The following is a 25,723-nucleotide window of genomic DNA, read 5'->3' on the forward strand; positions in this document are numbered from 1 at the left end:
TTGACGGCAGCCTCTTTGTCAGTCTTTTTCATCCTGATGTTCTTTTTTGATATGCGTCTTCTTCAACTCTGCCATCGCATAGTCATATTCACTGTTGGCATAGGCGGTATACAGAATATCAATGATATTGAGCTGGGAGATCCGGCTGCTCATGGAGCCGGAGCGGAATAGTGATTCATTGGCAGTTGTATACAGGTGCATGTCTGCCATTTTTGCAATGGAAGAGGCGACACATCTGCTGATGGCCATGATCGGCGTGCCGTTCTTCTTCAGCTCCTGGGCACAAGTGATCATTTCCTCTGTTTCGCCTGAATAAGAGATGATGATGCCAAGATCATCGGGTGTACTGTTGCGGGCACAGATCAGCTGGGCATGCCAGTCTTCGTTGATGATACAGTTCTTGTTGATGCGGAGAAACTTGAGGTAGGCATCTTTGGCAACAATCAGGGAGGCTCCCAGCCCGAACAGTTTGACCTGTTTTGCCTTGTGCATTGCTTTAATGCACTTGTCAAGTTCATCAGGATCCATCAGGCGCAGCGTATCATACAGCGACTGGATGTTTTTCTGGGTGACTTTATGGATGATATCGCTGAGGGAATCTCCCTTCTGGATATCTTCCTGACTCAGTGAAAAAGTCACGCTCTGGGAGGCAAGATCTGCGGTTAAAGCAGTCTTGAATTCCTTGAAGCCTTTGAAGCCAAGGGATTTGCACATACGGACAACGGCAGCGGGAGAGACAAAAGCATTGGCAGCAATCTGCTGAACAGACTGGCTGGACGCACTGGATGGGTTTTTCAGAATATACTCAGCGGCGGCTTTTTCGGCCGGGTTGAGATAATCAGCATTTTCGCGCAATAAGATGGTAACGTTTTTCATATTTGAACAATATGTAGTTTACTACAGAACAATTGTACAATCTCTGAAACTTTATTGCATAGTGAATTTAATCTATTGAAAATATAAGACACGGTTTTACACTGAGGTTATCAGGTAAGAAAGGGGTTGGTTCTGGTGGGATTGAATTTGAAAAAGCTGACAACGGAGCAGCGCAATCCGCATACGATGGATCTGGACAGCTGGGATACGCTGGCGATTGTGACAGAGATGAACAGGGAGGATGCAGCGATTCCTGCGGCGATTGCACCGGCGCTGCCGGCTATTGCAAAAGCTGCGGCGTGTGCAGGTGATGCGGTGTCAGGCGGACATCGGGTGTTTTATGTGGGGGCTGGAACCAGCGGCCGTCTTGGCGTACTGGACGCTGCCGAATGTCCGCCGACTTTCGGTGTGAAGGATGATGTGGTCATTGGGCTGATTGCCGGTGGGCAGCAGGCAATGTTTCATGCCGTGGAAGGTGCGGAGGATTCACTGGAACTGGGAGAGAAGGATCTTGCAGCGCATCATCTGGTGAAAGAGGATTTTGTGATTGGTATTGCGGCCAGTGGCAGAACGCCCTATGTCATCGGCGCTTTGCGCTATGCGAACTCGCTTGGCTGCCATACGGCGTCAATTGCATGCAACAAGGATTCTTTGATTGGCAAAGAGGCACAGATCGTCATTGAGGCGGTAAGCGGGCCGGAGGTGCTGACTGGGTCGACGCGGTTAAAGGCAGGTACTGCGCAGAAGATGATTCTGAATATGATTTCAACTGCGGCCATGGTACGGGCTGGCAAGGCATATCAGAATCTGATGGTGGATGTGGTGCAGTCTAATGAGAAACTGCAGGTACGGGCCAGAAATATTGTCATGGAAGCAGCGGACGTGGATGCAGTGACGGCAGAAAAGACGCTGCAGGATGCTGGCGGCAGCTGCAAGACGGCGATTGTCATGATTTTGTCTTCCTGTACGAAAGAAGAAGCTTTACAGCGTCTTGATCGCAGCCACGGGCATGTGCGTGAAGCCATCATGGTGAAGTGACAGAAGCTGGGCGAAATGTCTGCGAAGGCTGGAAGTGATGGCTTCCGGCTTTTTTATTATGGTGAGAGATAAGCCGCCAAACCCTGATGCCTGTGCTATCATTTTACGTATTCTTAATAAATGGGGGAAAGTGGATATGAAGAAGAGCATGACCAGTGGGAATGCCTTGAAACTGATTCTGAGTTTCAGTATTCCGCTGCTGCTGGGAAATCTGTTTCAGCAGTTTTATAACATGATGGATGCGGCGATTGTGGGTCAGACGCTTGGCTCCAAGGCGCTGGCATCCGTTGGCGCTACTTCCAGTGTCCAGTTCCTTGTGCTTGGTTTCTGCATGGGCATCTGTCAGGGCTTTGCCATTCCCGTGGCTACCCGGTTTGGGGCCGGTGATGAACGCGATATGCGGCGGTATGAGTTTGGCGGTGCTGTGTGGACGGCCATTCTGGGTGTGTTCATTACCCTGGCTGCAGTGCTGTTATGTCCGGCGATTCTGCATCTATTGCAGGTCAACGATGAAATCTACACCAATGCCTACTGGTATCTGGTCATCATCTTCGGCGGTATTCCGTTTACCCTTTTGTATAACTATCTCAGTGCCATTCTGCGGGCCATCGGTGATTCAAAGACGCCGTTTTATTTTCTGGCCTTTTCTGCCATTTTGAACATCGGCCTGGATTTCTTCTGTATTCTTGTGCTGCACTGGGGCTGTGCCGGGGCGGCCATTGCGACCATCTTCTCACAGGCGGTCAGCGGTGTTCTGTGCCTGTTATTGATACACAGGCGGTTTGCTCTTCTGCATCTGCACAGGGAAGATATGGTCATGGATGGCATGCATTCCAAGTCACTGCTTGGCATGGGCCTGCCGATGGGCCTGCAGTTTTCGATCACTGCCATTGGCTCTATGGTCATGCAGTCGGGAAATAACTCTCTTGGCACCGTGTATGTGTCTGGTTTTACGGCAGGCCTGCGCATCAAGCAGCTGATGATGTGCCCGTTTGATGCGATTGGCTCTGCTGTCAGTACGTTTGTCTCGCAGAACAATGGTGCCAATGATATCAAGCGTATTCATGAAGGCTACCGGGATGGTCTTCTGACAGCGGTGATTTATGGCATGTTTGCATGTGCGGTCATGGTGTTCTTAGGCCGTGCGATGAGTATGCTGTTTGTATCCGCAAAGGAAGCAGCTGTGCTGGATGCCAGTGCGAAGTATCTGCGCAGGATGGGTTTCTTCTATCCGGCGCTTGGCATTCTGATTACATCCAGAATGATGGTGCAGGGTCTTGGCTTTTCTTCACTGGCGATGTTTGCCGGCCTGATTGAGATGGCAGCCCGCATTACAGTGACGGTTGGCTTTGTCGGCCGCTTTGGCTATGATGCCATCACCTGGGCAGACCAGACAGCCTGGACAACAGCATCTTTGTTTCTAATTCCGTTAAGCATCCACTGCATGAACGTGACAGACAGAAAGATCAAAGAGGCCCAGGCACTGGCAAGACTGCAGTAAAAAAGGAATGCTGCGCATTCCTTAGAAATCGGCTTCATCCGGATTGATATTTTCCGGACCGTAGTTTTTCATGACATCCATGTATTTGACATCATCAGGATTGAGCTGGAAGTTGTAGGCATTGAAGCAGCTTTCCAGCTCTTTTTGATCTTCGCCATAGAGCAGAGCAATACATCCTTTTTCAAACAGGTAACGCACAAAGATCTGCAATGGTGTCACTTTGTACTTTTCCGCAAAGATGCCAAGCTCTCTGGACTGCAGGACAGCCTGGTAGTTTTCAGGCAGGAATCCTTCGGTCTGGATGCGGTGTTCATTGGCACAGTACAGGTTGTCTGTAAACGGAAAGCCTGGATAAATGCGTGCTTCATTAACCATCGGGGCAATTTCAGAATGCTCGAGGCAGAATTCAATGTGCCTGGCTTCATAGTTGGCAACGCCAATGGCTCTGGCAGCACCGCTCTTATAAGCCGTTTCCAGTGCTTTCCATGTCTCGATGGCCATTTGTTCATAGTTATCGCGGTACATCTTTGGATTCGGCCAGTCGATCATCAGCAGGTCGGCATAGTCTGTCTGTAATCTGGTCAAAGAGTTGCGGAATGCATGAATGGCGCGTTCATAGCCATGGTCTTCATTGGCGATGCGCACCGTTAAAAACAGCTCCTCACGGGGTACATTTGTTTTTGATGCTGCTTTGGCAAATGCCTTTTCCACATCAGGGTGGCTTGATATATCAAAGTGCCGGATGCCGGCAGACAGAGCAGTCAGAACATTGTTGACAGTATTGGCATGGCCGGGAATGACACGGTAGCCAAGCGTCGGTACACGGACGCCATTATGCAGGTTTGTAACAGTTTCATTGATTGCGTGCATGATAGTCCTCCGGTACCTATTATATACCGGGGAAAGTTATGGCTGGATGGAAAGCAGGTGAAAACAAACAGGGAGACACAATTGTATTCCGTTCAGCTCTATTCTGCCTGCAGTGCAGTTTCAGGCAGATATATGCCAGAGTGCTATAATGAAACACAATTCAAGAGGATGACTATGGAAAAAGGAATGTATTATCTGAATCAGAATGAGCATCCAGAGATTGAATATCTGACGGATGTGCAGGGGAAAAGTGATCCTGCTTTCTATGAACATGGTTCGATCAAGGAGGCTGGATGCGGTCTTTGCAGTGCAGGCATGATGCTGTATGACCTCTTTGGCATCAGAGTGCCGCTGGAAGAGCTTGTGCAGCTGTCATATGATGCACAGGCCAATCTTTCACCTGGCACAGATATGAAGCGCTTTGGACAGGCTTTGTGTGATCAGTACAGTCTGGCAATGTCTTTCAGTAACGATCTTTCGGATGTGATTTCCTGTCTTGATCGCGGCGGTCTTTGCATTGCCAATGTCGGCGGTGACCGTGAAGGACATATCGGCACGTATTCTCATGGCGGCCACTATATTTATGTCTTTGATTATGATGACAATAGCAGGGAGTTTCTGATTCTGGATCCCAGCTATTATCCGCACAAGTATGAAGAAAAGGGCAGAGAGGGCCTGGTGAAGAAAAACGGCAATGTATGCCGCTCTGTTGGTCAGGTGCTGCTGGATGATACGGCTAACCGGGATCCTGGGTTTTATCTGTTTGCAAAGAAGGAGGGGCTATGAAGCCGTTGATTGGAATTGCCGGTGATTCGTTTATGAATGAGCCGGGGAGGTTTGTCAGTGCTGAAAAGGAGTACTGCAATGCGGATTATATTCATGCGGTGCTGGTCAATGGCGGTGTGCCTGTTGTCCTGCCGCATGAGGTGCTGATGGAAGATGCTGGTGCTGTGATGAGCCGTCTGGATGGCATTCTGTTTCCGGGCGGGGAAGATGTGGATCCGCATCTGTATGGGGAGGAACCCCTGCCGGTGTGCGGTGAATTCCGTCCGGAGATTGACGCGGCATGGAAGAATGCGTTTGCGTGTGCCAGAAGTACGGGTATGCCGATGCTGGGCATCTGCCGGGGCATTCAGTTTATCAATGTGATGATGGGCGGCACTTTGTGGCAGGATCTTGATGAGATGTCAAAGAAACATTTCATGCATCTGCAGTCTGGCAAACGCAGCTATCTGACCCATCATGTGGAGATTACACCTAGCAGTTATCTGGAACATCTGTTCGGACAGAGTGTAGTGATGACCAATTCCATGCATCATCAGGCTGTCAAGGAAGCCGCCCCGGGTTTGTCGGTGAGCGGCCGGGCAAGGGATGGTGTCATTGAAGCACTGGAGGACAAAGAGGGAACGATTGTGGCGGTGCAGTGGCATCCGGAAGGGCTGCTGGAAAGCAATCCGGTCATGAATCATCTGTTTTCGGATCTTTGTGCACGCAGTGCTGCTTTTGGTGAAAGAAAATGAAGGCTGCAGATCTGGTAGACAGCTTTTATCCTTCTGGTGATCAGAATCTGATCACCGATGTGCCGGGTGTGCTGGCAGGCCATTACACATGCCATGAAAGGGATCATCATACGGGCATTACGGTGATTCTGCCGCAGAAGGAAGATGTATTCCCTTCGGTGTTTGAAAGCAAGTATACGGCTGCCTGCCATGTGCAGAATGGCTTTGGCAAAAGCATGGGACTGATGCAGATGGATGAGCTTGGCACTTTGGAAACACCGATTGTATTGACCAATACATTGAATGTGGGAAAGATAGCGGATGCTTTGGTGGGACATATGATTGCTTTGGAAAAGCGACGCGGTGTTACGGTATCTTCAATCAATCCGGTGGTTGGTGAGTGCAATGATTCTTTGTGCAATGTGATTCAGGACAGGATCCTGGGCGAAAAAGAGCTGGAGGCGGCATTTGCCAGTGCTTCGGATTCCTTTGCACTGGGGTCGGAGGGTGCCGGGGCTGGTACGGTCTGCTTTGGACTGAAGGGCGGCATTGGCTCTGCTTCTCGTGTGGTCAGCCTGAAAAAGAAGACGTATACGTTTGGACTGCTCGTGCAGGCAAACTTCGGCCGCACGCGGTGTCTGCGTGTTCATGGCCGAAATGTGGGCGCAGAGATTGCCAGAAAGATTGAAGAAACGAAGGATGACAAGGGATCGATCATGATGATTCTGGCAACGGACTGTCCGCTGTCTGCCCGGCAATTAAAACGAGTCCTGCGCAGGGTTCCCAATGGGCTTGCCAGACTGGGCGGCTATACGGGCAATGGCTCTGGTGAGGTGGTAATTGGCTTTACAACTGCTGACCGCTGGAAGCCTGTTGACAAGATGCAGAGCTTTTCAGCCTATCCGGATCAGATACTGGATCCGGTATTTGAGGCGGTCAGTGAGATGTGTGAGGAAGCGGTGCTTTCAGCACTGTTGGCAGCCGAACCTGTGACTGGCATCCATGGTACGGTGTATCACAGTCTGTCTGAGTTTCTCAAATAACAAAAGGCCATCAGGTCATTCTCCACGGATGATCTGATGGTCTTTCTTGCAGGCATACATTTTCATATCGGCTTCAGCAATGGCCTGCGGCACGGTCTTGGTGCCATCATCACTGATATAGCTGATGCCATAGCTGAAACTGCACGGGTATTTGGTGTCATTGGTCTGACGGAAACTGCTGAGAGCTTTGTCCATAATAATCTCGGCTGCTTTCAGACGGCATCCTTTTAAGATGACAAGGAATTCATCACCGCCCATGCGGATGATGAGATCCGAAGTGCGGAAGGAATTCTTCAGATGGATGACGGCTTTCTTCAGGTACTCATCACCGGTGTTGTGGCCATAGTTGTCATTGATGTATTTCAGGTGGTCAAGGTCAATGTAGACAATACTGCTATCTGTGATGCCGCTGCTGTATTTGATCCTTGATTCATAGTATTTGCGATTGTAGATGCCAGTGAGGGGATCATCATACATCTGCTTTTCCATGGCGGAATTGCGCCGGAATGTCATGGCGGCCAGCCAGTAGCGGTGCAATGTGATGACACTCATGATGGCTAGATCCAGTACGATGAAGATTTCATGGAAGTTCAGTGTTCTGACAAGTGACTGCGAATAAGACTGGGCAAGGGAGACGGTTTCATCACAGAGACTGTAGTAATCTTCGCTTTCCTGCAGGAGAATGGCGCCGTTGTCCTCACTGCGGTCTTCACGCAGGGAGATGATTTGATTCTTGATATCTGCCCATAGTGCTTTCTGTTCCTGCAGCTTGTCTTGATAATCGCTGCTTTTCAGTCTGGTAAGGTGGTATTGGGAACCACCGTTTTCCAGACCATCCAGGATTTCATCCAGATAGCGGATGAGATCATCGCTGTCTTTATCTGCCATTTCCAGCTTGACGACACGCTGTGAACAGCCGCGTACAATGCCTGCGTAGTTGATGACCTTGGAGGTGCCATTGATCTGATGGAAGATAGTCAGGAAGAGAAAGAGCTCTCCGATCAGAAACAGCAGAAGAATAATTTGGGTGATTTGCTCGGCATATGGGTGCTGCTTTTTACTTTTGGCTTGTGTGCGATTCATTACGCGTTCCAGCTTACAACAGTTTTATGAAGAATTGTACAATTTGGCTGGAAATGATCAATGTGAGACAGAAAAAGACCAGTATCTGTGCACTGGTCTTTCAGAAGCTGCAATATTTTACGCCTGTGTGCCCATGCATTCATTGACCCAGGCAATGAAGTTTGTGGTGCTGCTGCCAGTGCGTTCTGCCATCGTATGGCCAAGTCCCCAGACGAAGGAATAGTCTGTGTCAGCTCCATAGTTTTTCAGGGCAAGGACAAGGTTGGCTTCGGTGGTGACGGCAGTATCACTCTGGAAGATGCCGGTATTGATCCGGAAATAGGAAGCCACTTTGGAAGTGTTGTAGCCGGCACTGGATGGCAGCAGATAATAGAGCGGACTGTACATGTTCACTCTGGTGGAAAAGGTATTGCCCACACTGTCTGTTCTGGTCATATCGGTGCTGAAGGCATCCGCATAGCTGCTGCCTTCTTTCCCTTGTGTGTTTCGTAAATTGACATATTCTTTTCCTTATTCTTTCTAAAAGTTTAATATCATGAACTAGCCAAATAATTAAAGCATCTTCAGATTATCGCAATGAATTGATACTTCGATCCGTATTTTTTACGATATCAGGTATGCTTTGGATGACTAAGACATTTTCTCTTTTCCAATATTTGAGACATGATCATGGAATAAACACATTGAGAAATAGAATACGAGCTATTAATATTGACAATTATGTTGATTTCAATTATTTCATAATTGTAATTCAGTTCATTATGGACCAAGCATATCTAACCGTATGTTACAGGAGGCGTATATGTTGAACGATAGCCCCATGCGATACAAAAATGGAGATTGGTCTTATTAAATGGTGCAGTCTTATGATATTGTTTATGGCATTTCATTAATCCATTTCTGCCCTTCTGCATCATTTTATTCTTTCCAATTACTTTTAATGATCAAAGAATGATCATTCAACATGGGGAATATTATTATGAAAAAAGCCATCATTTTAAAAGTCACGGGAATCATACTTATTGGAGTTTCTCCATTTACTATCTGCATCTCAAAGTATTTTGCGACTCATTTTCCCGGCAATCAGTATTATTTGGGAAATATTTCATGGGATGCGTTTGTGATTCCTCTATTTGCAATTGGTATCTTATTTTTTATTGACGGTTTGGTTCGCTCATCACGCTCATAATGATTGAATATTCCTGCGAAGAATACTGTTGCATGATCATTTTTGCTTACAGTCTGTTTGGCGGTCTTAAGATGCACATCAGTCTACGCTTCAGACAGTGAGGCTATTCCATCTTCCTATGATGATCCAACTATTGCTATTAGTGAACCGATGACATATGAGGAAATGGCTGAACACTTCGCACAGGAAAACGGTGCTGAATACAGCACTGCTTTTAGAACACTCCCTCAATAAATATGAAATGTCCATACTGTAATCATGAAATGCGGCCTGGATTTATCAATACAGGAAGAACCCGCATGCTTTTCAGCACAAAAGACAGATGGGATACCATGAAAAAATCAGATGATATTGTTCTAAGAAAACAATGGCACAAAACCGGTCTGTCATATTACTGTAAAAATTGCAACATAATTATTACTAAACTTAAAGTTTGAGACCTATATTGTATCTGGATTTTAACATTTCACAGTACTGTTAGAATTTCTACATGATACCGAAAAAGGAGAGGATTACCGTCCAATGGCATTAAGTTAGGGCTGTAAAAAGGTCTGATAGCTGGTGCAGTATGCACTCTTAGCCACACTAATGATCAAGAAGATCATCGGTGTGGCTTTTCTTACGGATCGTGTGTTCAAAGCTGGTACATTTTTCCATGATGAAAATGACAGTGCGGCTGCCTATTTTGAAAAATAATTGTTGCAATGTTCTTTGCCTGCGTTATAATAAATGAGCGCTGAAAAGCACTGACTCCTTAGCTCAGCTGGTAGAGCAACTGACTCTTAATCAGTGGGTCGAGGGTTCGAATCCCTCAGGAGTCACTGATGACCGGGAAACCGGTTCTTTTTTTATCTTTATGCATACGAAAAGAGCAGTCCTTTGCAGAACTGTTCTTTTCTGGTTATGGATGGTGTAGTCAGCGGTTATCCTGATCAAACGGAATCAGGTTCGCTGCGGCATCTTTGACACTCATCAGGGCATTGCCATGATCCAGGTCAATCAGGATGTAGCGGTTGTTGCCCATGCCAAGCTCCTTCATGTAATAGAGCTGTCTGAGGCCGTGCCGGGATTCCATGCGTTCTACCAGGGCATGGTGTTCTTCTTCCTTCATGGCATAGACGATATCAACGCAGGCCTGATCAATGGCCAGGATATCGGTGGATGCCAGAATGCCGACATTCGGGGTGACAACCGGCTCGGCCGCAACACCTTCGCAGTCGCAGGAGACGGACATGTTGCGCATGACATTGACGTATGTCACGTGTTTTCCGAAGTGGTCAATTGTTGCCTTGGTGGATTCGGTGATGCGCTCCATGAAGTCTTCTTTCCTGATGGACCACTGATCCTGGCCTTCATAGGTGTGGATCATCTTCTTGCCGATGCGGCCGTCGGCACAGCCGATGCCGATGTTCTTGTTGGAGCCGCCAAAGCCGCCCTGGACATGGCCCTTGAAGTGGGTCAGAGTGACCAGGGAATCATAGTTGAGCATATGGCTTCCAACACTCATGTGGTCAAAGTGGTGTCCGCCGATCACAGGCAGATTTGCTGTGCCTTCTTCATCCATGATATCCACCGGGCAGAATGTCCATCCGTTGATCTCGAGGGTCTTGCGGTGCTGCTGGGTTGTGTAGCGGTCACCGTCATAATACGTGTTTGTTTCAACAATGCTGGAATCCTTGAGCTCGGGCTCTGCTTCTCTGAGCTCTTTCACCCAGCTTCTTGGAATGATGTTTGGTCCATGCGGCTCACCGGTATGCAGTTTCAGTCCGACTTTGCCGGTGATATTGCCGTTGACCTGTTCATAGGCTTTCTGCAGGCCTTTTGCGGAAAGATCACGTGTGAAGTAGACAATGGATTCATTGCCGCTTCTGGCTTCATAGGGAATGTATTGAGAACCATCTTTAGGATTATACTGTGTCATTGTGTTATCCTCCTGCTGCTATTGTAGAATGATTGAAGGATCAGAGGACATGAAAATGCATTTGTGGCTATGCAAAAACAGAATGGAAGGTGCCATTCTGCTTTCGTGATCAGTTGGATGATGTTGTGATTTTAGCAACCCGGACAACCAGGTTGTGCCCATAGTGGAATGGATTTGTCTTGATTGTGGTGATGCCGTCTTTTTGTGTAAATGGCAGCGGGTCATTGCAGTCAAGCCAGCGGACTGTCCTGATGGCCGGCTTGAATGGGAACTTGTCTTCATACAGGGCGGACTGCAGTTCACCGACGTTTGGATCTACCAGCATGGGCAGATGGTGGCAGAACAGGTAATAGTCACTGCCATTTTGCAGGATGAAGTCATTGGGCTTGTCCTTGATGGTGATTTTTGTGGGATATGGTTCATGGAGGGCTTCGTCAAAGTATGCCGTCCACTGTCCGACGATGCCGAACATGGCTTCATCGATGGGTTTTAAGGTGCCGTCGCCTCTGGGCCCGATATTGAGCAGGAAGTTGGAGCGGTACCGCCGGCATGCGGCCAGTTCTTCAATGATTCTGCCGGTGGGCTTGTAGTCCAGGTCATCCTTTGCATAGCCCCAGTGGTCACAGAGCACTTCATTCATCTCGGAGGCGATGTACTTGGGACTGTCTGCCATATTGATGGGCTGGGGCTTACCGCGTTCAAAGGTAACGGAATCCAGCTCGATATTGCCAAGCTCACCCCGGTGGCTGAGACCGGTGTTATTGATGATCATCGCTTCAGGCTGGTATGTGCGGATCAGATGATACAGCTTGTCTTCTTCCCAGTCCGCATCACGCTTGTCCCACATGCCGTCAAACCAGATGCCGCCGATCTTACCGTAGTTTGTGCACAGCAGCTTGACGGATGCACGCAGATATTCCAGATACCTAGAAAAGTTTGTGCTGTAATCGGGGTGTTTCCAGTCGAGCAGGGTATGGTAGAACACTGGCATCAGGCCGTATGCATGGCAGGCATTGACGAATTCTTGGACCAGGTCTCTGCCGCAGGCGTGCATGGCATCGTAGTCATTGAGGCCTTTGGTGTCATACAGGCTGAAACCGTCATGATGCCGTGTTGTTAAGGTGATGTAGCGGCAGCCGGCGTTTTTTGCGACTTCGGCAAGGTGATCTGCCCAGTCTGGATCTGGGTTGAACTTGTGATAGAGCTGATCATATTGTTCATGGGGCATGGTGCCCAGTTTGCGTGCCCACTCTCCCTGGCCGATCAGGCTGTAGACACCGAAGTGAACAAACATGCCAAAGCCAAGCTTTTCAAATTCCTTGATGTATGGCTTGATGATCATCTCAAAGGACCTCCAGTGGTGTCTTTGTGCCGTCACGGTAGGCAATGGCACCCTGGAAGCAGCCTTCTACCATGGCTTTGACAGAAGCTTCGGTGTAGAACGCAGTATGTGGCAGCAATGTGACATTCGGGAAAGAACGCAGCAGCGCCATATCTTTGTTATCAATGACATCGCTGGTGCGGTTGTAGTAGTACAGGCCGTTTTCATTCTCCAGCACATCCAGGACGGCACCGCCGACCTTGCCGGAGGTGATGGCTTTGACAAGGGCATCGGTATCAATGAGCAGGCCGCGGGATGTATTGACGATTAAGACGCCGTCCTTCATCTTATGGAATGCGTCATCGTTTAACAGATGCGTGTTTTCTTTGGTGACATTGGCATGCAGTGTAATAGCATCTGCTTCTTTTAACAGGGTATCCAGATCTGTGTAGGTGGCGTACTGGCTGGCTGTCTTGTTGGGATACGGGTCATAGCAGAGAATCCTGCAGCCAAAGCCGGACAGATGGCGGATCAAAGTGGTGCCGATTCTGCCGGTGCCGATAACACCGACTGTCAGAAAGGAAATTTCTCTGCCGATCTTGCCTTTGAGGCTGTAATCCTGTGCTTCTGAGCGTTTCAGAATATGGGAAGCTTTGCGCAGGCCCATGAGCAGGCACATGATGGCATAGTCAGCGACGGATTCAGGCGGATAGGCAACGTTGGAGACACGGATGCCTTTCTTTCTGCATTCATCCAGATCGACATGGTTATAGCCAATGGAACGGCAGGCAATCCACTTGATGCCAAGGTCTGCCAGTTTATCAATGACAGGTGCACTCATATCACAGGGAATGCAGCTGAAGACATCGCTGCCTCTGCACAGTTCCATATTGTCTTTGTTCGGGTAGTCGGCTGTCCAGCCGTATTCAATTCCGGTTTCTTTGGAAAATTGTTCGACGTAGGGCAGCTCATCATAGGGCCGCAGAGCATAAAAGAATATTTTCATGATGCTTTCTCCTTTGTGCCTATTATAGCGGCCTATATGAAAAAATCACGCTGACTATTGCAACGTGACATTCAGCAGCAGAGGATTGTGATCACTGTTTTGAAACTGAAGATCCTGGGTGCCAAAGGAATTGATGGCGATATTGCCGGAAACCAGGAAGCCGTCGATGACATAGTACTGGAACGCAGATGGATCTTTGCTTTCTGCTGTATCCAATGGCTGATCCAGAGAGCGGCACGAAGGTACGGCATTGTCCATCAGGGTCTGGTAGCTGTCAGACAGTGATGAAACATCGATGATGCCGGGCTGCCATTTACCGGACAGGGTGGGATAGGCGGATGTATCGACGTTGTTGAAGGTCTGGTTGAAATCACCGCCGGCAATGACATAATTGCCTGCCTGTGCTTCCTGTTCCAGAATTTCAAACAGTTTCTTTGTCTGTGCTTCTTTGCCGGAGCCGTCATCGTAGGCTTCCAGATGCAGGTTGATCGCAACCAGTTCTTTATCGCTGCCGGATACCGGGATTCTGGTGACAAGCAGACAGCGCTTGAGGTTGGCGGTGCGCTTTGGCCAGGTGAAGGGATTGGGCAGTGCGATTCTGGCGGCAGAATTGACAGATGTATCTGTCAGAGTCATCAAACCGGAGTCAACTCTGCCGATCGGCGGCCATGGATATGGCACAAAGCCAACCTTGAAGTTGGGGGCATATGCGGTGCGGTAATCGTTCAGTCTCTGCTGGAGGTATGCCGTTTGATCCATATCATAGGTGCGCTTTGAATCATGATCGACTTCCTGCAGGAAGATGATTTGAGGCTTGGCGGCAATGAGCTGATCTGAGATCGCGGTCAGATTCCGGTTCATCTGTTCTTTGGTGGAAGGGGTGACATGTCTGCCGCCATCCATGAAAAAGTCGGTGTTACTGCCAAGGGAGCCATAGCCGATATTCCAGGAAATCACGGAGAATGGTGTGCCTGGTGTGATTGGTGTGGATGTGCTGCTGTGGGTGACATTGACAGCTTCCTGGGGTAAGGGCTTGTATTCGGTGATGGTCAGAAAGCCAAGCATGGAGCCGGTCACCAGAATTGCTGCGATAACAAGGGCCAGTAAAAGCTTTAGTAAAGGTTTGATGATATACATATGAATGAATTCCTGTCTAAGAGGAATCATACCAATTCTGGGGTGATCTGCCAAGGCGCAAAACCATTGCAATGTCTGGCTGCGTGCAATAAAATGTCAAAGTTTTCAAAGGAGGCTGAGAAATGGCATTGAATCAGTTGTCCCGTACCGAGCTGGTTATGGGTTCCGGAGCTTTGGCTAAGATTGCGCACAGCCGGGTAGCAGTATTTGGCATTGGCGGCGTTGGCGGCTATGTGGTGGAGGCGCTGGCCCGCAGCGGCATTGGTACATTGGATCTGATTGATGATGACCGCATCTGTCTGACCAATATCAACCGGCAGATTCTGGCGACCAGAAAGACGGTCGGCCAGTATAAGGTGGATGCCGCGGCTGAGCGCGTTCATGTGATCTGTCCGGATATTGTGGTTAACACGTATAAGTGTTTCTATCTGCCTGCTGAGCGTGAAAAGTTTGATTTTACGCAGTTTGACTATATCGTGGATGCGATTGATACAGTGACAGCCAAGCTGGACATCATTGAGGAAGCAAAGCGGTGCCATGTGCCGGTTATTTCGGCGATGGGCTGCGGCAATCGGGTGGATCCGTCAAAGCTGTGTGTTTCAGATGTGTTTGATACCAAGGGGGATCCGCTGGCAAAGGTGATGCGCCATGAGCTGCGCAAACGGCATATTGACCATCTCAAGGTTGTCTATTCCACAGAGAAGCCGATCAAGCCGATGGATGATGAGGCTAATTCATGCCGGTATCACTGCATCTGTCCGCCGGGAACCAAGCGCAAATGCACGGACCGCCGGGATATTCCGGGTTCTACGGCTTTTGTGCCGGGGGCAGCCGGACTGATCATTGCCAGTGAAGTTGTGCGGGATCTGTGTGATTTTGATCCGAATCACCGTACGACAGCAGAACCGGTTCATACGTTTGCGGATCTTGTGAAAGCAGAGTCAGGGGAAAACTGATTCTGCTTTTTGCTTTGGCGCGATACAATAGGCACATCAGGAGGAAGAAGATGAAGGCAATTACAGAAGAAATGCTGGATGGTTTCCGGCAGGCATATGAAAGTGACAGCCACAGTGTGACCATGCATGCGGCCTGTGCGCGTACAGAATTGAAGGATCTGGTGTTTGATCCGGATCAGGCGGCGCGCTTGAAGGGCGGCTATACGTATGAGGTGAAGACGCATGGCATCACGGCACAGAAAAAGAGCGGCCGCTGCTGGGCCTTTGCGGCATTGAACATGATGCGGGAAAGAGTCATCAAGAAGTGCGGCCTGGACGATTTCCAGCTGAGTGGGAATTATCTGGCTTTCTATGACAAGCTGGAAAAAGCCAATAACTTCCTGGATCTGGTTGTGGAGAATGCGGATAAGCCGCTGGATGACCGGATGATGGAATATGTGCTCAAGGGTTTCCATGATGGGGGCTATTGGGACATGGACGTGGATCTGGTGAAGAAGTATGGCATTGTGCCCAAGAGTGCCATGCCGGAAACATACCAGTCTGAGCATACGGAACTGTTCATGCGGATGCTGAACAGAGTGCTGCGCAAGGATGCGTGCATTCTGCGCAATATGATCAAAGATGGCAAAGATGTGGAAGAAACACGCAAGAACATGCTTGCAGAGGTGTATCGCATGGAGTGCATCGTCTTTGGTGAACCGGTGAAGCAGTTTGACTTCTCCTGGCAGGATCAGGATGGCATGTGCCATGATGACTTTGGCATCACACCAAAGGAATTCTTTGCAAAGTATGTGGATCTGGATCTGGATGCGTTTGTGACACTGACATGTGAGCCGACAACGTTCAAGCCGCTGGATACGTATTATACGTTCCACTATATTGGCTCGATGGCAGAGAGTGATGTGAAGTGTCTGAATGTATCGGCGGATGTGATGGAAGAGATGTGTGTGCGCATGCTCAAAGCTGGCAAGCCGGTGTGGTTTGGCTGTGATGCGGATGCGTATGGCGACCGTCAGGAAGGTGTCTGGGATCCTGAGAGCTTTGACTGGAGCGGTCTGTTTGGCGGTGTGGACTTTGACATGGACCGCAAGGACTGGCTGGATTATAAGAATGGCTACTGTTCTCATGCGATGTTATTGGTTGGCGTGCATCTGGACGAGAATGGAAAGCCTGACAGATGGAAGATTGAGAATTCCTGGGGAGATGAAGTTGGCGATAAAGGCTACTTTGTATGTTCCCGTGAATATTTCCAGAGATATGTGTATGAGGCAGTGATTGACTGGCAGTATCTGGATGAGAAGCAGAAGGAACTGCTGCAGAAGGAACCGCTGCGGCTGGAGCCCTGGCAGGGCTGATCAGGACGGCTTCCTTGGCTTTGATAGCTCTTTGTACTCTCATTCTCTGCACCAGGCGCCGGACAGTACGGTCATAGCCATTGCCGGATGTGGACAGGCGGATGAAGCTGTGAAACAGTGTGCATATGATGTGTGTGAGGAGATTGACCGGGATGGGATCCTGCATGCATTGCAAAGATGTGGTTTATGCGGGGAGTGATCCCTGCTTTTTTGATCCTTTGTTTTTACGTGAATGGTTCATGGTAGAATAAAGGCACAAGAGGTATTGATCTATGAAGCTTGCAATGGCGCAGATTTCGATGCGCAATAATATGAATGAGAATTATAAGAAGACCCAGGAATACATCGAAAAGGCTGTGGGCAGTGATGTGCTGTTCTTTCCACAACTGCAATTGACGCCTTACTTTCCACAGATGCCGGGTTTGAATGCATCCCGGGCATTGAGCCGGATGTCTGATGCAAGACTGAAGGGCATGGCTTATCAGGCACAGAAGAATCATATGTTTATCTCGCCGAATGTGTATCTGGAACAGGATGGCAGAATGTATGATGCGTCTTTGTGGTTTGACAGAGATGGTCAGATGGGGGAAACTGCCAAGATGGTGCACGTTATGAATGAAGCGGGCAGCTATGACAAGGACTATTTTCAGCCAGGTGCCGGTTTTGTGGTGCATGAAACATCCATGGGAAAGATTGGCATTGTGATCGGGACAGATCGCCATTTTCCGGAAAGTATGCGCTGCTGTGCACTGCTTGGGGCAAGGCTTGTGATTGTGCCGGCTGCAGTTTCAGATCATGACGATCTGGAAATGGCAGTGGCCCAGATGCGGGTGGCAGCGTATGACAATGGCTTGTTTATTGCCATGTGCAGCCGTACTGGCAAAGAAGGCAGACTGGACTTTGCGGGGCATTCAGTGGTGATTGGGCCGGATGGCAAAGTCATCAAAGAAGCAGATGGCAGTGAGCAGCTGGTGAGCGTGGATCTTGATCTTTCCAAAGTGGAAGATGTCCGCAAAGAAAGGCCTTATCTTTCCAACCGCCGTCCGGATGTGTATGGCCTTTTAACCAGACTTACTGAGGAATAAGCGGCATCAGGTGCAGAAAATCAAGGAAACTGTATGCATGCCTCTTTGACAGAGCTGCCTGCAGTTTCCTTTTTGTTTATTTGGATATCAGAGATATTCTGGCGCAAAAAAAGGACAGGCATGATGCGTGCCTGTTCTTTGTGAATGCAGGTATGGTTACTTCTCGTCTTCTTCCTCGACGATTTCTTTGTTTTCAGCCTTTTCCTTCTTTACGTTCTTTGTCTTTTTTTTCTGCTTTTCTGCTTTTTCCTTTTTCTCTGCCGGCTTGTCTTCTTTCTTATCAGCTTTTCTGCCCTTCTTTTTGCCTTTTTCTTCAGGCTGGATTACCTGGTAGGCAAGCCAGAGCGGTTCTCCTTCCAGGAGTTTTTTAATTTCCTTGAAGTCTTTGGTCAGGAAATCGGCACCGGATTCTTTCATAGGCAGGGTGCGGCTGCCAGTGGAGACAATACCGATCGTGAAGCAGCCGGCACTGGAGGCAGCTCTGATATTGTGGGAACTGTCGGTGATGAAGATACATGTATCGGCATCCATGAGTTTGCATGCGGTCAGGATGCTGTCAGCTCTGTCTTCGAGATTGCCTGCACTGCCGATGATGACATCAAACATGGTGACAAGATCGGTATGCCTGAGCAGTTCGACCACGGAGCTTCTTTCTCTGGCTGAGACGATGCCGACCTTATAGTTGTTTTTCTTCAGCCAGATCAGGAAATCACGCACCCCGTGCATCGGCTGGATGAGATCGATGAGGTGATTTTGTTCATAGCTGTCATATTCAGCTGCACATCTGCGGGGATCTTCTTCCGGCAGATACTTCTTCATGACATCCATGATCGGGGCGCGCTGGATTTCTTCCTGGTTGTCCGGTGTCAGGATATCTTTGCCGTGGACGGCAAACACATGACGGTACGTTGCCAGAATAGCTGGCTCGGTATCCATGACCGCGCCATCGAAGGAAAACAGAATGGCCGGCTTTTTGGCATTGCGTTCTGCTTTTTTGAGCTTCTTGTCTTTTTTTGCATCATTATGATTGGACATAATAACCTCCCGGGGCTTTGTTTAAGCTTATTTTAGCATTTTCGCTTCGCTGCTTTACATGATATATTATACAGGCATAAATTCGTGAAGCAGTAGTTGGAGGTAATATGAGCAATTTTGAAGCTGAGATCAGAGCAGCTGTTGCCAGGGCAGTCAAGGATGTTTATGATCTTGCGCCTGATGAGAAGATTCTGAGCGTGGAGACACCGCGTGATCCCAGGATGGGCGACTATTCAACCAGTGTGGCAATGCGTCTTGCCCGTACCCTGCATAAGGCGCCAATGGACATTGCGATGCCGCTGGTGGAGAATCTGAGGGCAAATTATGATGGTGCCGACAGTGTGGAGACAGTCAAGCCTGGTTTTATCAATTTCCGCATGAAGGCCAGTGCGCTGTCTTCTGTGATTAATACGGTGCTTGCCCAGGGAAATGACTGGGGGAAGAACAATGCCGGCAATGGCAAGAAAGTACTGGTCGAGTATGTGTCTGCCAATCCGACAGGTGATCTGCACTGCGGCCATGCGCGCGGTGCTGCCTGGGGCGATGCTTTGACCCGTGTCATGAAGGCCAGCGGCTATGATGTGCTGCGTGAGTACTATGTCAATGATGCCGGCCATCAGATCGACATGCTGGCAGAGAGTATTCTGTCCCGCTATTATGAGCTGTTTGGACAGTCTTATCCGCTGCCGGAAGAGGGTTATCATGCCCAGGATATTGTTGAGGTGGCAAAGAAGATCAAGGAGAAGGATGGGGACAAGTGGCTCTATGAGGATGGTGAGAAGCGTCTTGATTACTTCAAGGATGAGGGCATTGAGATGAAGCTGGATGCCATCCGCAGGGATCTGGATCTGTTCCGTGTGCATTTTGATTCCTGGATGCATGAGCGTTTCTTCTATGAGAATCACGCTGCCCGTATTCAGAAGGTGCTGGATACGATGACACAGAAGGGCCTGACATATGAGAAGGATGGTGCTCTGTGGTTCAGGAGCAGTGAGTTCGGGGATGACAAGGACAGAGTACTGCGCAAGAGCACGGGTCTTCTGACCTATCTGACACCGGATATTGCCAACCATGTGTATAAGTATGAAAGAGGTTATGATACGCTGGTGGATCTGTGGGGTGCGGATCATCACAGTTATGTGACACGTATGAAGTGTGCGCTGCAGGCACTTGGCTATAATCCGGATTCTTTGATCGTGGATCTGATCCAGATGGTACGTATGGTTGACAATGGTGTTGAGGTCAAGATGAGCAAGCGTACCGGCAATGCCATTACGATTCGTGAGCTGTGTGAGGATGTCGGTGTGGATGCCGCAAGATGGTTCTTTGTGTCCAAGGATGTCAGCACGCAGATGGACTTTGATATGAATCTGGCTCGCAAGAAGGACAACGATAATCCGGTGTACTATGCCCAGTATGCTTACAGCCGGATGAATTCGATTGTGACACGTGAGGATGTGCCTGCCTTCCATCAGGAGGCTGCGTATGACCGTCTGCAGGATGAGAAGGAACTGCAGCTGTTAAAAATGATCAGTGAGTTCCCGCAGGAAGTTGCCAATGCGGCAAAGACCCGCAAGCCGAACCGGATTGCGGACTATATCCTATCCTTTGTGCGGGTGTTCCACAGTTATTACAATGCGTCCCGTGTCTATAATCCGGATGATCTGGAACTGACGAATCAGCGTCTCGGCCTGATTCATGCGTCGATGATTACGCTGAAGAATGCGCTGGATCTGATTGGTGTTTCGGCTCCGGAAAAGATGTGAAAGCGCTTGACAAGGATGGTGTTTCCGCTCTAACATATGGAAAAGCGCTGAGGAAGAAGGAAATCCGGAAGTTTATCAATAAGAGAGCCTGTGTATGGTGAAAACAGGTGATAAAGCATGGATGGAGTCGCTTCTGAGCTGGCAGGATGAATTACAGTAGTTCTGTCCGTGGGGATACGTTAACGTCCTAAGGCTTGTTGGAGCTGGAAAGAGTGGTATGTGTATACATACAAGATGAGTGGTACCGCGGTGTCAATGCATGCATCGTCTCATAGGAGACGATGCATTTTTGTTTGAGAGGAACGTTGTATGAAGAAAACACTAAACAAACGCAGTATCATTCTGGTCGGTATCACGCTGTTCTCCATGTTCTTTGGCTCGGGTAATCTGATCTTTCCGCCGTATCTTGGCTTTCAGGCGGGTGGAAAGGCATGGATTGGCCTGCTTGGCTTTGCCCTTACCGCCATCATCTGTCCGGTGCTGGCAGTGATTGCCATTGCCCGCTTTGATGATCTGCCCCATCTGGCTGGCAAAGCCGGAAAGAAGTTTGCCATCATCTTTACCATTCTGGCTTTCCTGTCCATCGGGCCGTGTCTTGCCATCCCGAGAAATGCAGCAGTGTCTTTTGAGATGGCAGTGGTTCCCTTTGTCAAAACGCCGACGCTTGCATTGCGCATCATCTATTCTCTGATCTTCTTTGGCATTTCCTATCTGCTGTGCGTGCATCCGGAATCTCTGACCGATACCCTTGGCAAAATCCTGGGACCGGTTCTGCTGGGGCTGATGCTGTTTGTGGCAGTGCTGTGCATGATCCGGATTCCGTATGTTTCATTGGAGCCAACCGGTGCCTATGCGGATCATCAGGTGCTGCAGGGATTTCTGGATGGCTATCAGACAATGGATACGATTGCAGCATTGAACTTTGGCAATATCATTGCTCTGAATATTGTCCATATGGGCATCAAGGATAAGAAAGAAGTGGTTTCCGGAACAATGAAGGCTGGCATCATTGCCGGTATTCTGCTGTTTGTAGTGTATGCAGCGATGATGCAGGTGGGTGTGCTTTCCGGTACCGTGAGCCAGAATGCCACCAATGGCGCCAATGTGCTGACTAATATAGTAGGCAGTCTGCTTGGCAATAAGGGTATCATCCTGCTTGGCGTGATCTATGTGCTGGCATGTCTGACCACATGTGTCGGCCTGCTTTGTTCCTGTGCAGAATATTTCGCATCGATTTCAAAGATGAGCTATAAGAAGTGGATCATTCTGTTTACGGTTTCTTCTTTTGCCATGTCTATTGTGGGTCTGGATCAGATTCTGAAGATCTCTGTGCCGATTCTCAATGCCATTTATCCAGTGGCGATGGTGCTGGTGCTGCTGGGACAGTTTAAAAAGCATCTTGAGAAGCATCCGATGGTCTTTCCATCAGCGATTCTGCTGACTGGCATTGTGTCCGTTATTTATGCTCTTTCTTCAGCGGGAATCCGGATTCCTTATGTGACGGGGCTGATTCTGTCCATTCCTCCGACGGCGGATCTTTGCTGGCTGATCCCGGCTGCTGCGGGCATTGTGATCGGCTGGGTGCTGCCTGCCGGCAGGCTGGGGGATTCGTGTTCTCTTTCTGCAGACAGGGAAGCTTCGTAAGAACATAGCTGTCATTGCAGGCAGAAGTGCCTGCTTTTTTAATCTCTGGAAAATAGCATTTTTTTCTTCAATTTGATTGTAATCAAGGAAATGCGGACGGCATCCTGCCAGAATACTGTTGTTGGAGAACAGAGGATGACAGTTGGAAGGATACATTCTGTTGAGACGTTTGGTTCGGTGGATGGGCCGGGTGTGCGCTTTGTGGTATTTGTGCAGGGATGCAATATGCGCTGCCGGTTCTGTCACAATGCGGATACGTGGGCGCTTGATCAGGGTGAATTGCGATCTGTGGATGATGTTTTGAAGCAGGCACTGCGCTATCGCAGCTACTGGGGATCTGAGGGCGGCATTACGGTGAGCGGTGGTGAGCCGCTGCTGCAGATGGATTTTGTCAAAGAGCTGTTTGTGAAGGCAAAAGCACTTGGCATTGCTACCTGTATCGATACGGCACTGCAGCCATTTTCAAGGGATCCTGCCTGGCTGGCTTCATTTGATGCGCTGCTGGATGTGACAGATTTGCTGTTATGCGACATCAAGCAGATGGATCCTGCAGGACATCGGTCTTTGACCGGCCGTGACAATGCCAATATCCTCGATGGGTTTTCGTACTTGTGTGAAAAAGGGAAGCCGATCTGGGTGCGGTATGTGCTGGTGCCGGGTGTCAATGATGCGGATGAGGATCTGAGGGCTGCTGGTGCGTTCTTGAAGCCGATGACAAATGTGAAGCGGATTGAGGTGCTGCCCTATCATGCGATGGGTGCATATAAGTGGAAGAAGCTTGGTTATGCCTACACGCTGGATGGTGTAGAAACACCAGGCAGAGAAAAGTGTGAGCATGCACAGAGGCTGCTGGAAGGAGAAGAGTGAGATGAACGTGAGAAGTGACTATGCGCAGTGGGAAGGGTTTGCCGGAACCCATTGGAAGCAGGACATCAATGTCCGTGATTTTATTCAGAATAATTATGAGCCGTATGACGGGGATGAGAGTTTTCTGGCTGGTCCTACGGATGCGACGAATGTGCTGTGGGGTAAGGTACAGGAATTGCAGAAGGAAGAGCGTAAACGGGGCGGTGTACTGGATTGTGAGACCGAGGTTGTGTCTGGCCTGACGGCATATGGGCCTGGCTATATTGATGAGAAGCTGAAGGATCTTGAGAAGGTCGTTGGTCTGCAGACAGACAAGCCGCTGAAGCGTGCGTTCATGCCGTATGGCGGCATCAAGATGGCCCAGCAGGCTGCTGAGAATTATGGCTATCACATCAATGACAAGTATGATCAGATTTTCAATGAGTATCATAAGACACATAATCAGGCTGTGTTTGATGCATACACGGATGAGATGAAGGCTGCCCGCCACTCGCATATCGTGACCGGTCTGCCGGATACGTATGGCCGTGGACGCATTGTGGGTGATTACCGCCGGGTTGCTTTGTATGGCATTGATCACCTGATCAAAGCAAAGAAGGAAGATCTGAAGAACTGCGGTGATGGCACGATGATGGATGATGTCATCCGCCAGCGTGAGGAGATTGCCGATCAGATCCGTGCCCTGGAAGGCATGAAAAAGATGGCTGCCCTGTATGGGTATGATATTTCTGCACCGGCAAAGGATGCCCATGAAGCAGTACAGTGGCTGTACTTTGGCTATCTGGCAGCCATCAAGACACAGAATGGTGCTGCCATGTCGGTTGGCAGAATCTCTACCTTCCTGGATATTTATATTTCCCGGGATATGAAGGCAGGAAAACTCAGTGAGTCCGAGGCTCAGGAGCTGATTGATCATCTGGTGCTGAAGTTCCGCATGGTCAAGTTTGCCCGTATTCCTTCCTACAACCAGCTGTTCTCCGGTGATCCGGTATGGGCTACTCTGGAGATGGCAGGCCTTGGTCAGGATGGCCGCCACATGGTCACAAAGAATGACTATCGTTTCCTGCATACGCTGGAGAATATGGGGCCTTCCCCGGAGCCGAATCTGACGGTGCTGTATTCAGCCCGCTTGCCGCTGAACTTCCGGCGCTATGCAGCCCGCATCTCGATCAAGACATCTTCGATCCAGTATGAAAACGATGATGTCATGCGGCCGATCTGGTCGGATGATTACAGCATCTGCTGCTGCGTTTCGGCTACCCAGACCGGCAAAGAGATGCAGTTCTTCGGTGCCCGTGCCAATCTTGCCAAGGCCTTGCTGTATGCCATCAATGGCGGCAAGGATGAGAAGTTCCTGGACAAGCAGGGCAATCATATGCAGGTTGGTCCGGAGCTGGCTCCCATCACTTCTGAATACCTGGACTATGATGAAGTCATGCACAAGTATGATCTGATGCTGGACTGGCTGGCAGGCCTGTATGTGAATATTCTGAATCTGATTCAGTATATGCATGACAAGTACTACTATGAGGCAGCTGAGATGGCTCTGATTGATACGGATGTGCGCCGTACGTTTGCGACGGGTATTGCCGGTTTCTCACACGTGGTGGATTCTTTGTCTGCGATCAAATATGCAAAGGTGAAGACCGTGCGTGATCAGAGCGGTCTGGTTGTGGATTACAAGGTGGAAGGTGACTTCCCGCGCTATGGCAATGATGATGACCGTGCTGATGAGATTGCCGTATGGCTGCTTCGTACCTTCATCACCAAGATCAAGAAGCATCATACATACCGCAATTCTGAGGCGACAACATCGATCCTGACAATCACTTCCAATGTGGTCTATGGCAAGGCAACCGGTGCCCTGCCGGATGGCAGAGAGGCTTACAAGCCGTTTGCGCCTGGTGCCAATCCTGCCTATGGTGCAGAGAAGAACGGACTGCTGGCATCCTTGAATTCGGTTGCCAAGCTGCCATATGAATATGCGCTGGATGGCATCTCCAACACCCAGACGATCAATCCGGGTGCCCTTGGCCACAGTGAGGACGAGCGTGTCAATAATCTTGTGCATGTGCTGGATGGTTATTTCCACCAGGGTGCTCACCATCTCAATGTCAATGTGTTCGGTGTTGAGAAGCTGAAAGATGCTATGGAACATCCGGAGAAGCCTGAGTATGCCAACTTCACAATCCGTGTTTCCGGCTATGCGGTGAAGTTCATTGATCTGACCCGTGAGCAGCAGGAAGATGTGATTGCCCGCACCTGCCATGATCATATGTGATACAATCACATGGCATGGAAAAGAAGAAATACTATACACAGAATCCGGGCTATACAGGCACGGAGAAAAAACTGATCCGCAATTTCCGGAAGTGTTCCCGCAAACAGCAGGAAATTCTGGCAGTGCTTGTGGAAAAGACCGCAAACCATATGACCAATCTGGAAGAGCTGGATCATGTACTGAAGAGGAACGGTGAATAGCCGTTCTTTTTTGGTGCCTGTGGTTTGACGGCTGGCATTTACGCATGTAG

25 protein-coding genes, 1 tRNA gene and 1 other annotated feature are annotated in these 25,723 nt (G+C 49.2%); of the genes, 17 read left to right on the forward strand and 9 right to left on the reverse strand.

Translation table 11 applies throughout. From position 1 onward, the window contains the following. Positions 1–18: 18 nt before the first annotated feature. On the reverse strand, positions 19–876 hold the full coding sequence (locus MOZ60_RS04600; RefSeq protein WP_370595815.1) for a MurR/RpiR family transcriptional regulator: 858 nt from the start codon (positions 874–876) through the stop codon (positions 19–21). A 147-nt stretch (positions 877–1,023) separates the two neighbouring features. Here MOZ60_RS04600 and murQ point away from each other — a divergent pair, with 147 nt between their 5' ends. Next, positions 1,024–1,914, forward strand: coding sequence for an N-acetylmuramic acid 6-phosphate etherase (murQ, locus tag MOZ60_RS04605; RefSeq protein WP_370595816.1), 891 nt, complete (start codon positions 1,024–1,026; stop codon positions 1,912–1,914). 130 nt (positions 1,915–2,044) lie between these two features. Beyond that, positions 2,045–3,415, forward strand: a complete 1,371-nt coding sequence (locus MOZ60_RS04610; RefSeq protein WP_370595817.1) for an MATE family efflux transporter — start codon at positions 2,045–2,047, stop codon at positions 3,413–3,415. A gap of 21 nt (positions 3,416–3,436) precedes the next feature. Here MOZ60_RS04610 and MOZ60_RS04615 read toward each other — a convergent pair whose 3' ends face one another. After that, entirely contained in the window at positions 3,437–4,285 is an 849-nt protein-coding gene (locus MOZ60_RS04615; RefSeq protein ID WP_108775453.1) for an aldo/keto reductase family protein, read from the reverse strand. A gap of 174 nt (positions 4,286–4,459) precedes the next feature. Between MOZ60_RS04615 and MOZ60_RS04620 the strand changes: the two genes are divergently transcribed. From MOZ60_RS04620 to MOZ60_RS04630, 3 genes are read left to right on the forward strand one after another with little or no spacing between them, the layout of a single operon-like run. Further along, positions 4,460–5,071, forward strand: a complete 612-nt coding sequence (locus tag MOZ60_RS04620) for a C39 family peptidase (RefSeq protein WP_370595818.1) — start codon at positions 4,460–4,462, stop codon at positions 5,069–5,071. Beyond that, entirely contained in the window at positions 5,068–5,805 is a 738-nt protein-coding gene (locus MOZ60_RS04625; protein ID WP_370595819.1) for a gamma-glutamyl-gamma-aminobutyrate hydrolase family protein, read from the forward strand. The genes MOZ60_RS04620 and MOZ60_RS04625 overlap by 4 nt, the downstream gene beginning before the upstream one ends. After that, a complete protein-coding gene (locus tag MOZ60_RS04630; protein ID WP_370595820.1) occupies positions 5,802–6,827 on the forward strand; it encodes a P1 family peptidase in 1,026 nt (341 codons plus the stop codon). Before MOZ60_RS04625 ends, MOZ60_RS04630 begins: the two co-directional genes overlap by 4 nt. Positions 6,828–6,842: 15 nt before the next feature. On the opposite strand, the gene MOZ60_RS04635 is transcribed toward MOZ60_RS04630, so the two are convergent. After that, positions 6,843–7,910: a GGDEF domain-containing protein gene (locus MOZ60_RS04635; RefSeq protein WP_277635578.1), complete on the reverse strand. Its 1,068-nt coding sequence runs from the start codon at positions 7,908–7,910 to the stop codon at positions 6,843–6,845. A 117-nt stretch (positions 7,911–8,027) separates the two neighbouring features. After that, positions 8,028–8,345: a hypothetical protein gene (locus tag MOZ60_RS04640; protein WP_277635577.1), complete on the reverse strand. Its 318-nt coding sequence runs from the start codon at positions 8,343–8,345 to the stop codon at positions 8,028–8,030. 544 nt (positions 8,346–8,889) lie between these two features. Here MOZ60_RS04640 and MOZ60_RS04645 point away from each other — a divergent pair. From MOZ60_RS04645 to MOZ60_RS04650, 3 genes are all read left to right on the forward strand, one after another. Further along, positions 8,890–9,099 carry a hypothetical protein gene (locus tag MOZ60_RS04645; protein WP_370595821.1) on the forward strand — a complete coding sequence of 70 codons (210 nt, stop codon included), beginning with the start codon at positions 8,890–8,892 and terminating at the stop codon, positions 9,097–9,099. A gap of 236 nt (positions 9,100–9,335) precedes the next feature. Then, positions 9,336–9,536 carry a PF20097 family protein gene (locus MOZ60_RS11565; protein WP_371832627.1) on the forward strand — a complete coding sequence of 67 codons (201 nt, stop codon included), beginning with the start codon at positions 9,336–9,338 and terminating at the stop codon, positions 9,534–9,536. A 311-nt stretch (positions 9,537–9,847) separates the two neighbouring features. Continuing rightward, positions 9,848–9,920 (forward strand) — tRNA-Lys (locus tag MOZ60_RS04650). A 95-nt stretch (positions 9,921–10,015) separates the two neighbouring features. Here MOZ60_RS04650 and MOZ60_RS04655 read toward each other — a convergent pair. The 4 genes from MOZ60_RS04655 to MOZ60_RS04670 all read right to left on the reverse strand — a co-directional run bounded on the left by MOZ60_RS04655 (position 10,016) and on the right by MOZ60_RS04670 (position 14,484). Continuing rightward, positions 10,016–11,020 (reverse strand): DUF362 domain-containing protein, encoded by a 1,005-nt coding sequence (locus MOZ60_RS04655; protein ID WP_370595822.1) that lies wholly within the window; start codon positions 11,018–11,020, stop codon positions 10,016–10,018. Positions 11,021–11,129: 109 nt separating this feature from the next. Next, complete coding sequence (locus MOZ60_RS04660) at positions 11,130–12,362, reverse strand: alpha-L-fucosidase (RefSeq protein ID WP_370595823.1); 1,233 nt, start codon at positions 12,360–12,362, stop codon at positions 11,130–11,132. A gap of 1 nt (position 12,363) precedes the next feature. Further along, positions 12,364–13,347: a D-isomer specific 2-hydroxyacid dehydrogenase family protein gene (locus tag MOZ60_RS04665; RefSeq protein WP_370595824.1), complete on the reverse strand. Its 984-nt coding sequence runs from the start codon at positions 13,345–13,347 to the stop codon at positions 12,364–12,366. Positions 13,348–13,401: 54 nt separating this feature from the next. Further along, on the reverse strand, positions 13,402–14,484 hold the full coding sequence (locus tag MOZ60_RS04670; RefSeq protein WP_370595825.1) for an endonuclease/exonuclease/phosphatase family protein: 1,083 nt from the start codon (positions 14,482–14,484) through the stop codon (positions 13,402–13,404). Between the two features lie 122 nt (positions 14,485–14,606). Between MOZ60_RS04670 and MOZ60_RS04675 the strand changes: the two genes are divergently transcribed. From MOZ60_RS04675 to MOZ60_RS04690, 4 genes are all read left to right on the forward strand, one after another. After that, the gene (locus MOZ60_RS04675) at positions 14,607–15,440 is read left to right on the forward strand and encodes a tRNA threonylcarbamoyladenosine dehydratase (protein ID WP_370595826.1); all 834 of its coding nucleotides are present in this window, start codon (positions 14,607–14,609) and stop codon (positions 15,438–15,440) included. A 50-nt stretch (positions 15,441–15,490) separates the two neighbouring features. Beyond that, complete coding sequence (locus MOZ60_RS04680; protein ID WP_370595827.1) at positions 15,491–16,795, forward strand: C1 family peptidase; 1,305 nt, start codon at positions 15,491–15,493, stop codon at positions 16,793–16,795. Beyond that, the gene (locus tag MOZ60_RS04685; protein ID WP_277009476.1) at positions 16,734–16,994 is read left to right on the forward strand and encodes a hypothetical protein; all 261 of its coding nucleotides are present in this window, start codon (positions 16,734–16,736) and stop codon (positions 16,992–16,994) included. Before MOZ60_RS04680 ends, MOZ60_RS04685 begins: the two co-directional genes overlap by 62 nt. Positions 16,995–17,067: 73 nt before the next feature. Then, complete coding sequence (locus MOZ60_RS04690) at positions 17,068–17,880, forward strand: carbon-nitrogen hydrolase family protein (RefSeq protein WP_370595828.1); 813 nt, start codon at positions 17,068–17,070, stop codon at positions 17,878–17,880. Positions 17,881–18,036: 156 nt separating this feature from the next. On the opposite strand, the gene MOZ60_RS04695 is transcribed toward MOZ60_RS04690, so the two are convergent. Beyond that, on the reverse strand, positions 18,037–18,915 hold the full coding sequence (locus MOZ60_RS04695) for an HAD family hydrolase (RefSeq protein WP_370595829.1): 879 nt from the start codon (positions 18,913–18,915) through the stop codon (positions 18,037–18,039). A 107-nt stretch (positions 18,916–19,022) separates the two neighbouring features. Between MOZ60_RS04695 and argS the strand changes: the two genes are divergently transcribed. The 5 genes from argS (at position 19,023) to MOZ60_RS04720 (ending at position 25,673) form a co-directional block, all read left to right on the forward strand. Next, entirely contained in the window at positions 19,023–20,681 is a 1,659-nt protein-coding gene (argS, locus tag MOZ60_RS04700) for an arginine--tRNA ligase (RefSeq protein ID WP_370595830.1), read from the forward strand. Positions 20,682–20,719: 38 nt separating this feature from the next. Then, positions 20,720–20,956, forward strand: a binding site (T-box leader). Between the two features lie 34 nt (positions 20,957–20,990). Beyond that, entirely contained in the window at positions 20,991–22,325 is a 1,335-nt protein-coding gene (brnQ, locus tag MOZ60_RS04705; RefSeq protein WP_370595831.1) for a branched-chain amino acid transport system II carrier protein, read from the forward strand. Positions 22,326–22,460: 135 nt separating this feature from the next. Continuing rightward, positions 22,461–23,192 (forward strand): pyruvate formate-lyase-activating protein, encoded by a 732-nt coding sequence (gene pflA, locus MOZ60_RS04710; protein WP_370595832.1) that lies wholly within the window; start codon positions 22,461–22,463, stop codon positions 23,190–23,192. Position 23,193: 1 nt separating this feature from the next. Then, positions 23,194–25,473 (forward strand): formate C-acetyltransferase, encoded by a 2,280-nt coding sequence (gene pflB / locus MOZ60_RS04715; protein WP_370595833.1) that lies wholly within the window; start codon positions 23,194–23,196, stop codon positions 25,471–25,473. A 14-nt stretch (positions 25,474–25,487) separates the two neighbouring features. Next, on the forward strand, positions 25,488–25,673 hold the full coding sequence (locus tag MOZ60_RS04720; protein WP_135358337.1) for a hypothetical protein: 186 nt from the start codon (positions 25,488–25,490) through the stop codon (positions 25,671–25,673). Positions 25,674–25,723 lie beyond the last annotated feature (50 nt).

It is taken from the genome of Grylomicrobium aquisgranense (genome assembly GCF_033971865.1).
Lineage (GTDB): Bacteria > Bacillota_I > Bacilli_A > Erysipelotrichales > Erysipelotrichaceae > Bulleidia > Bulleidia massiliensis.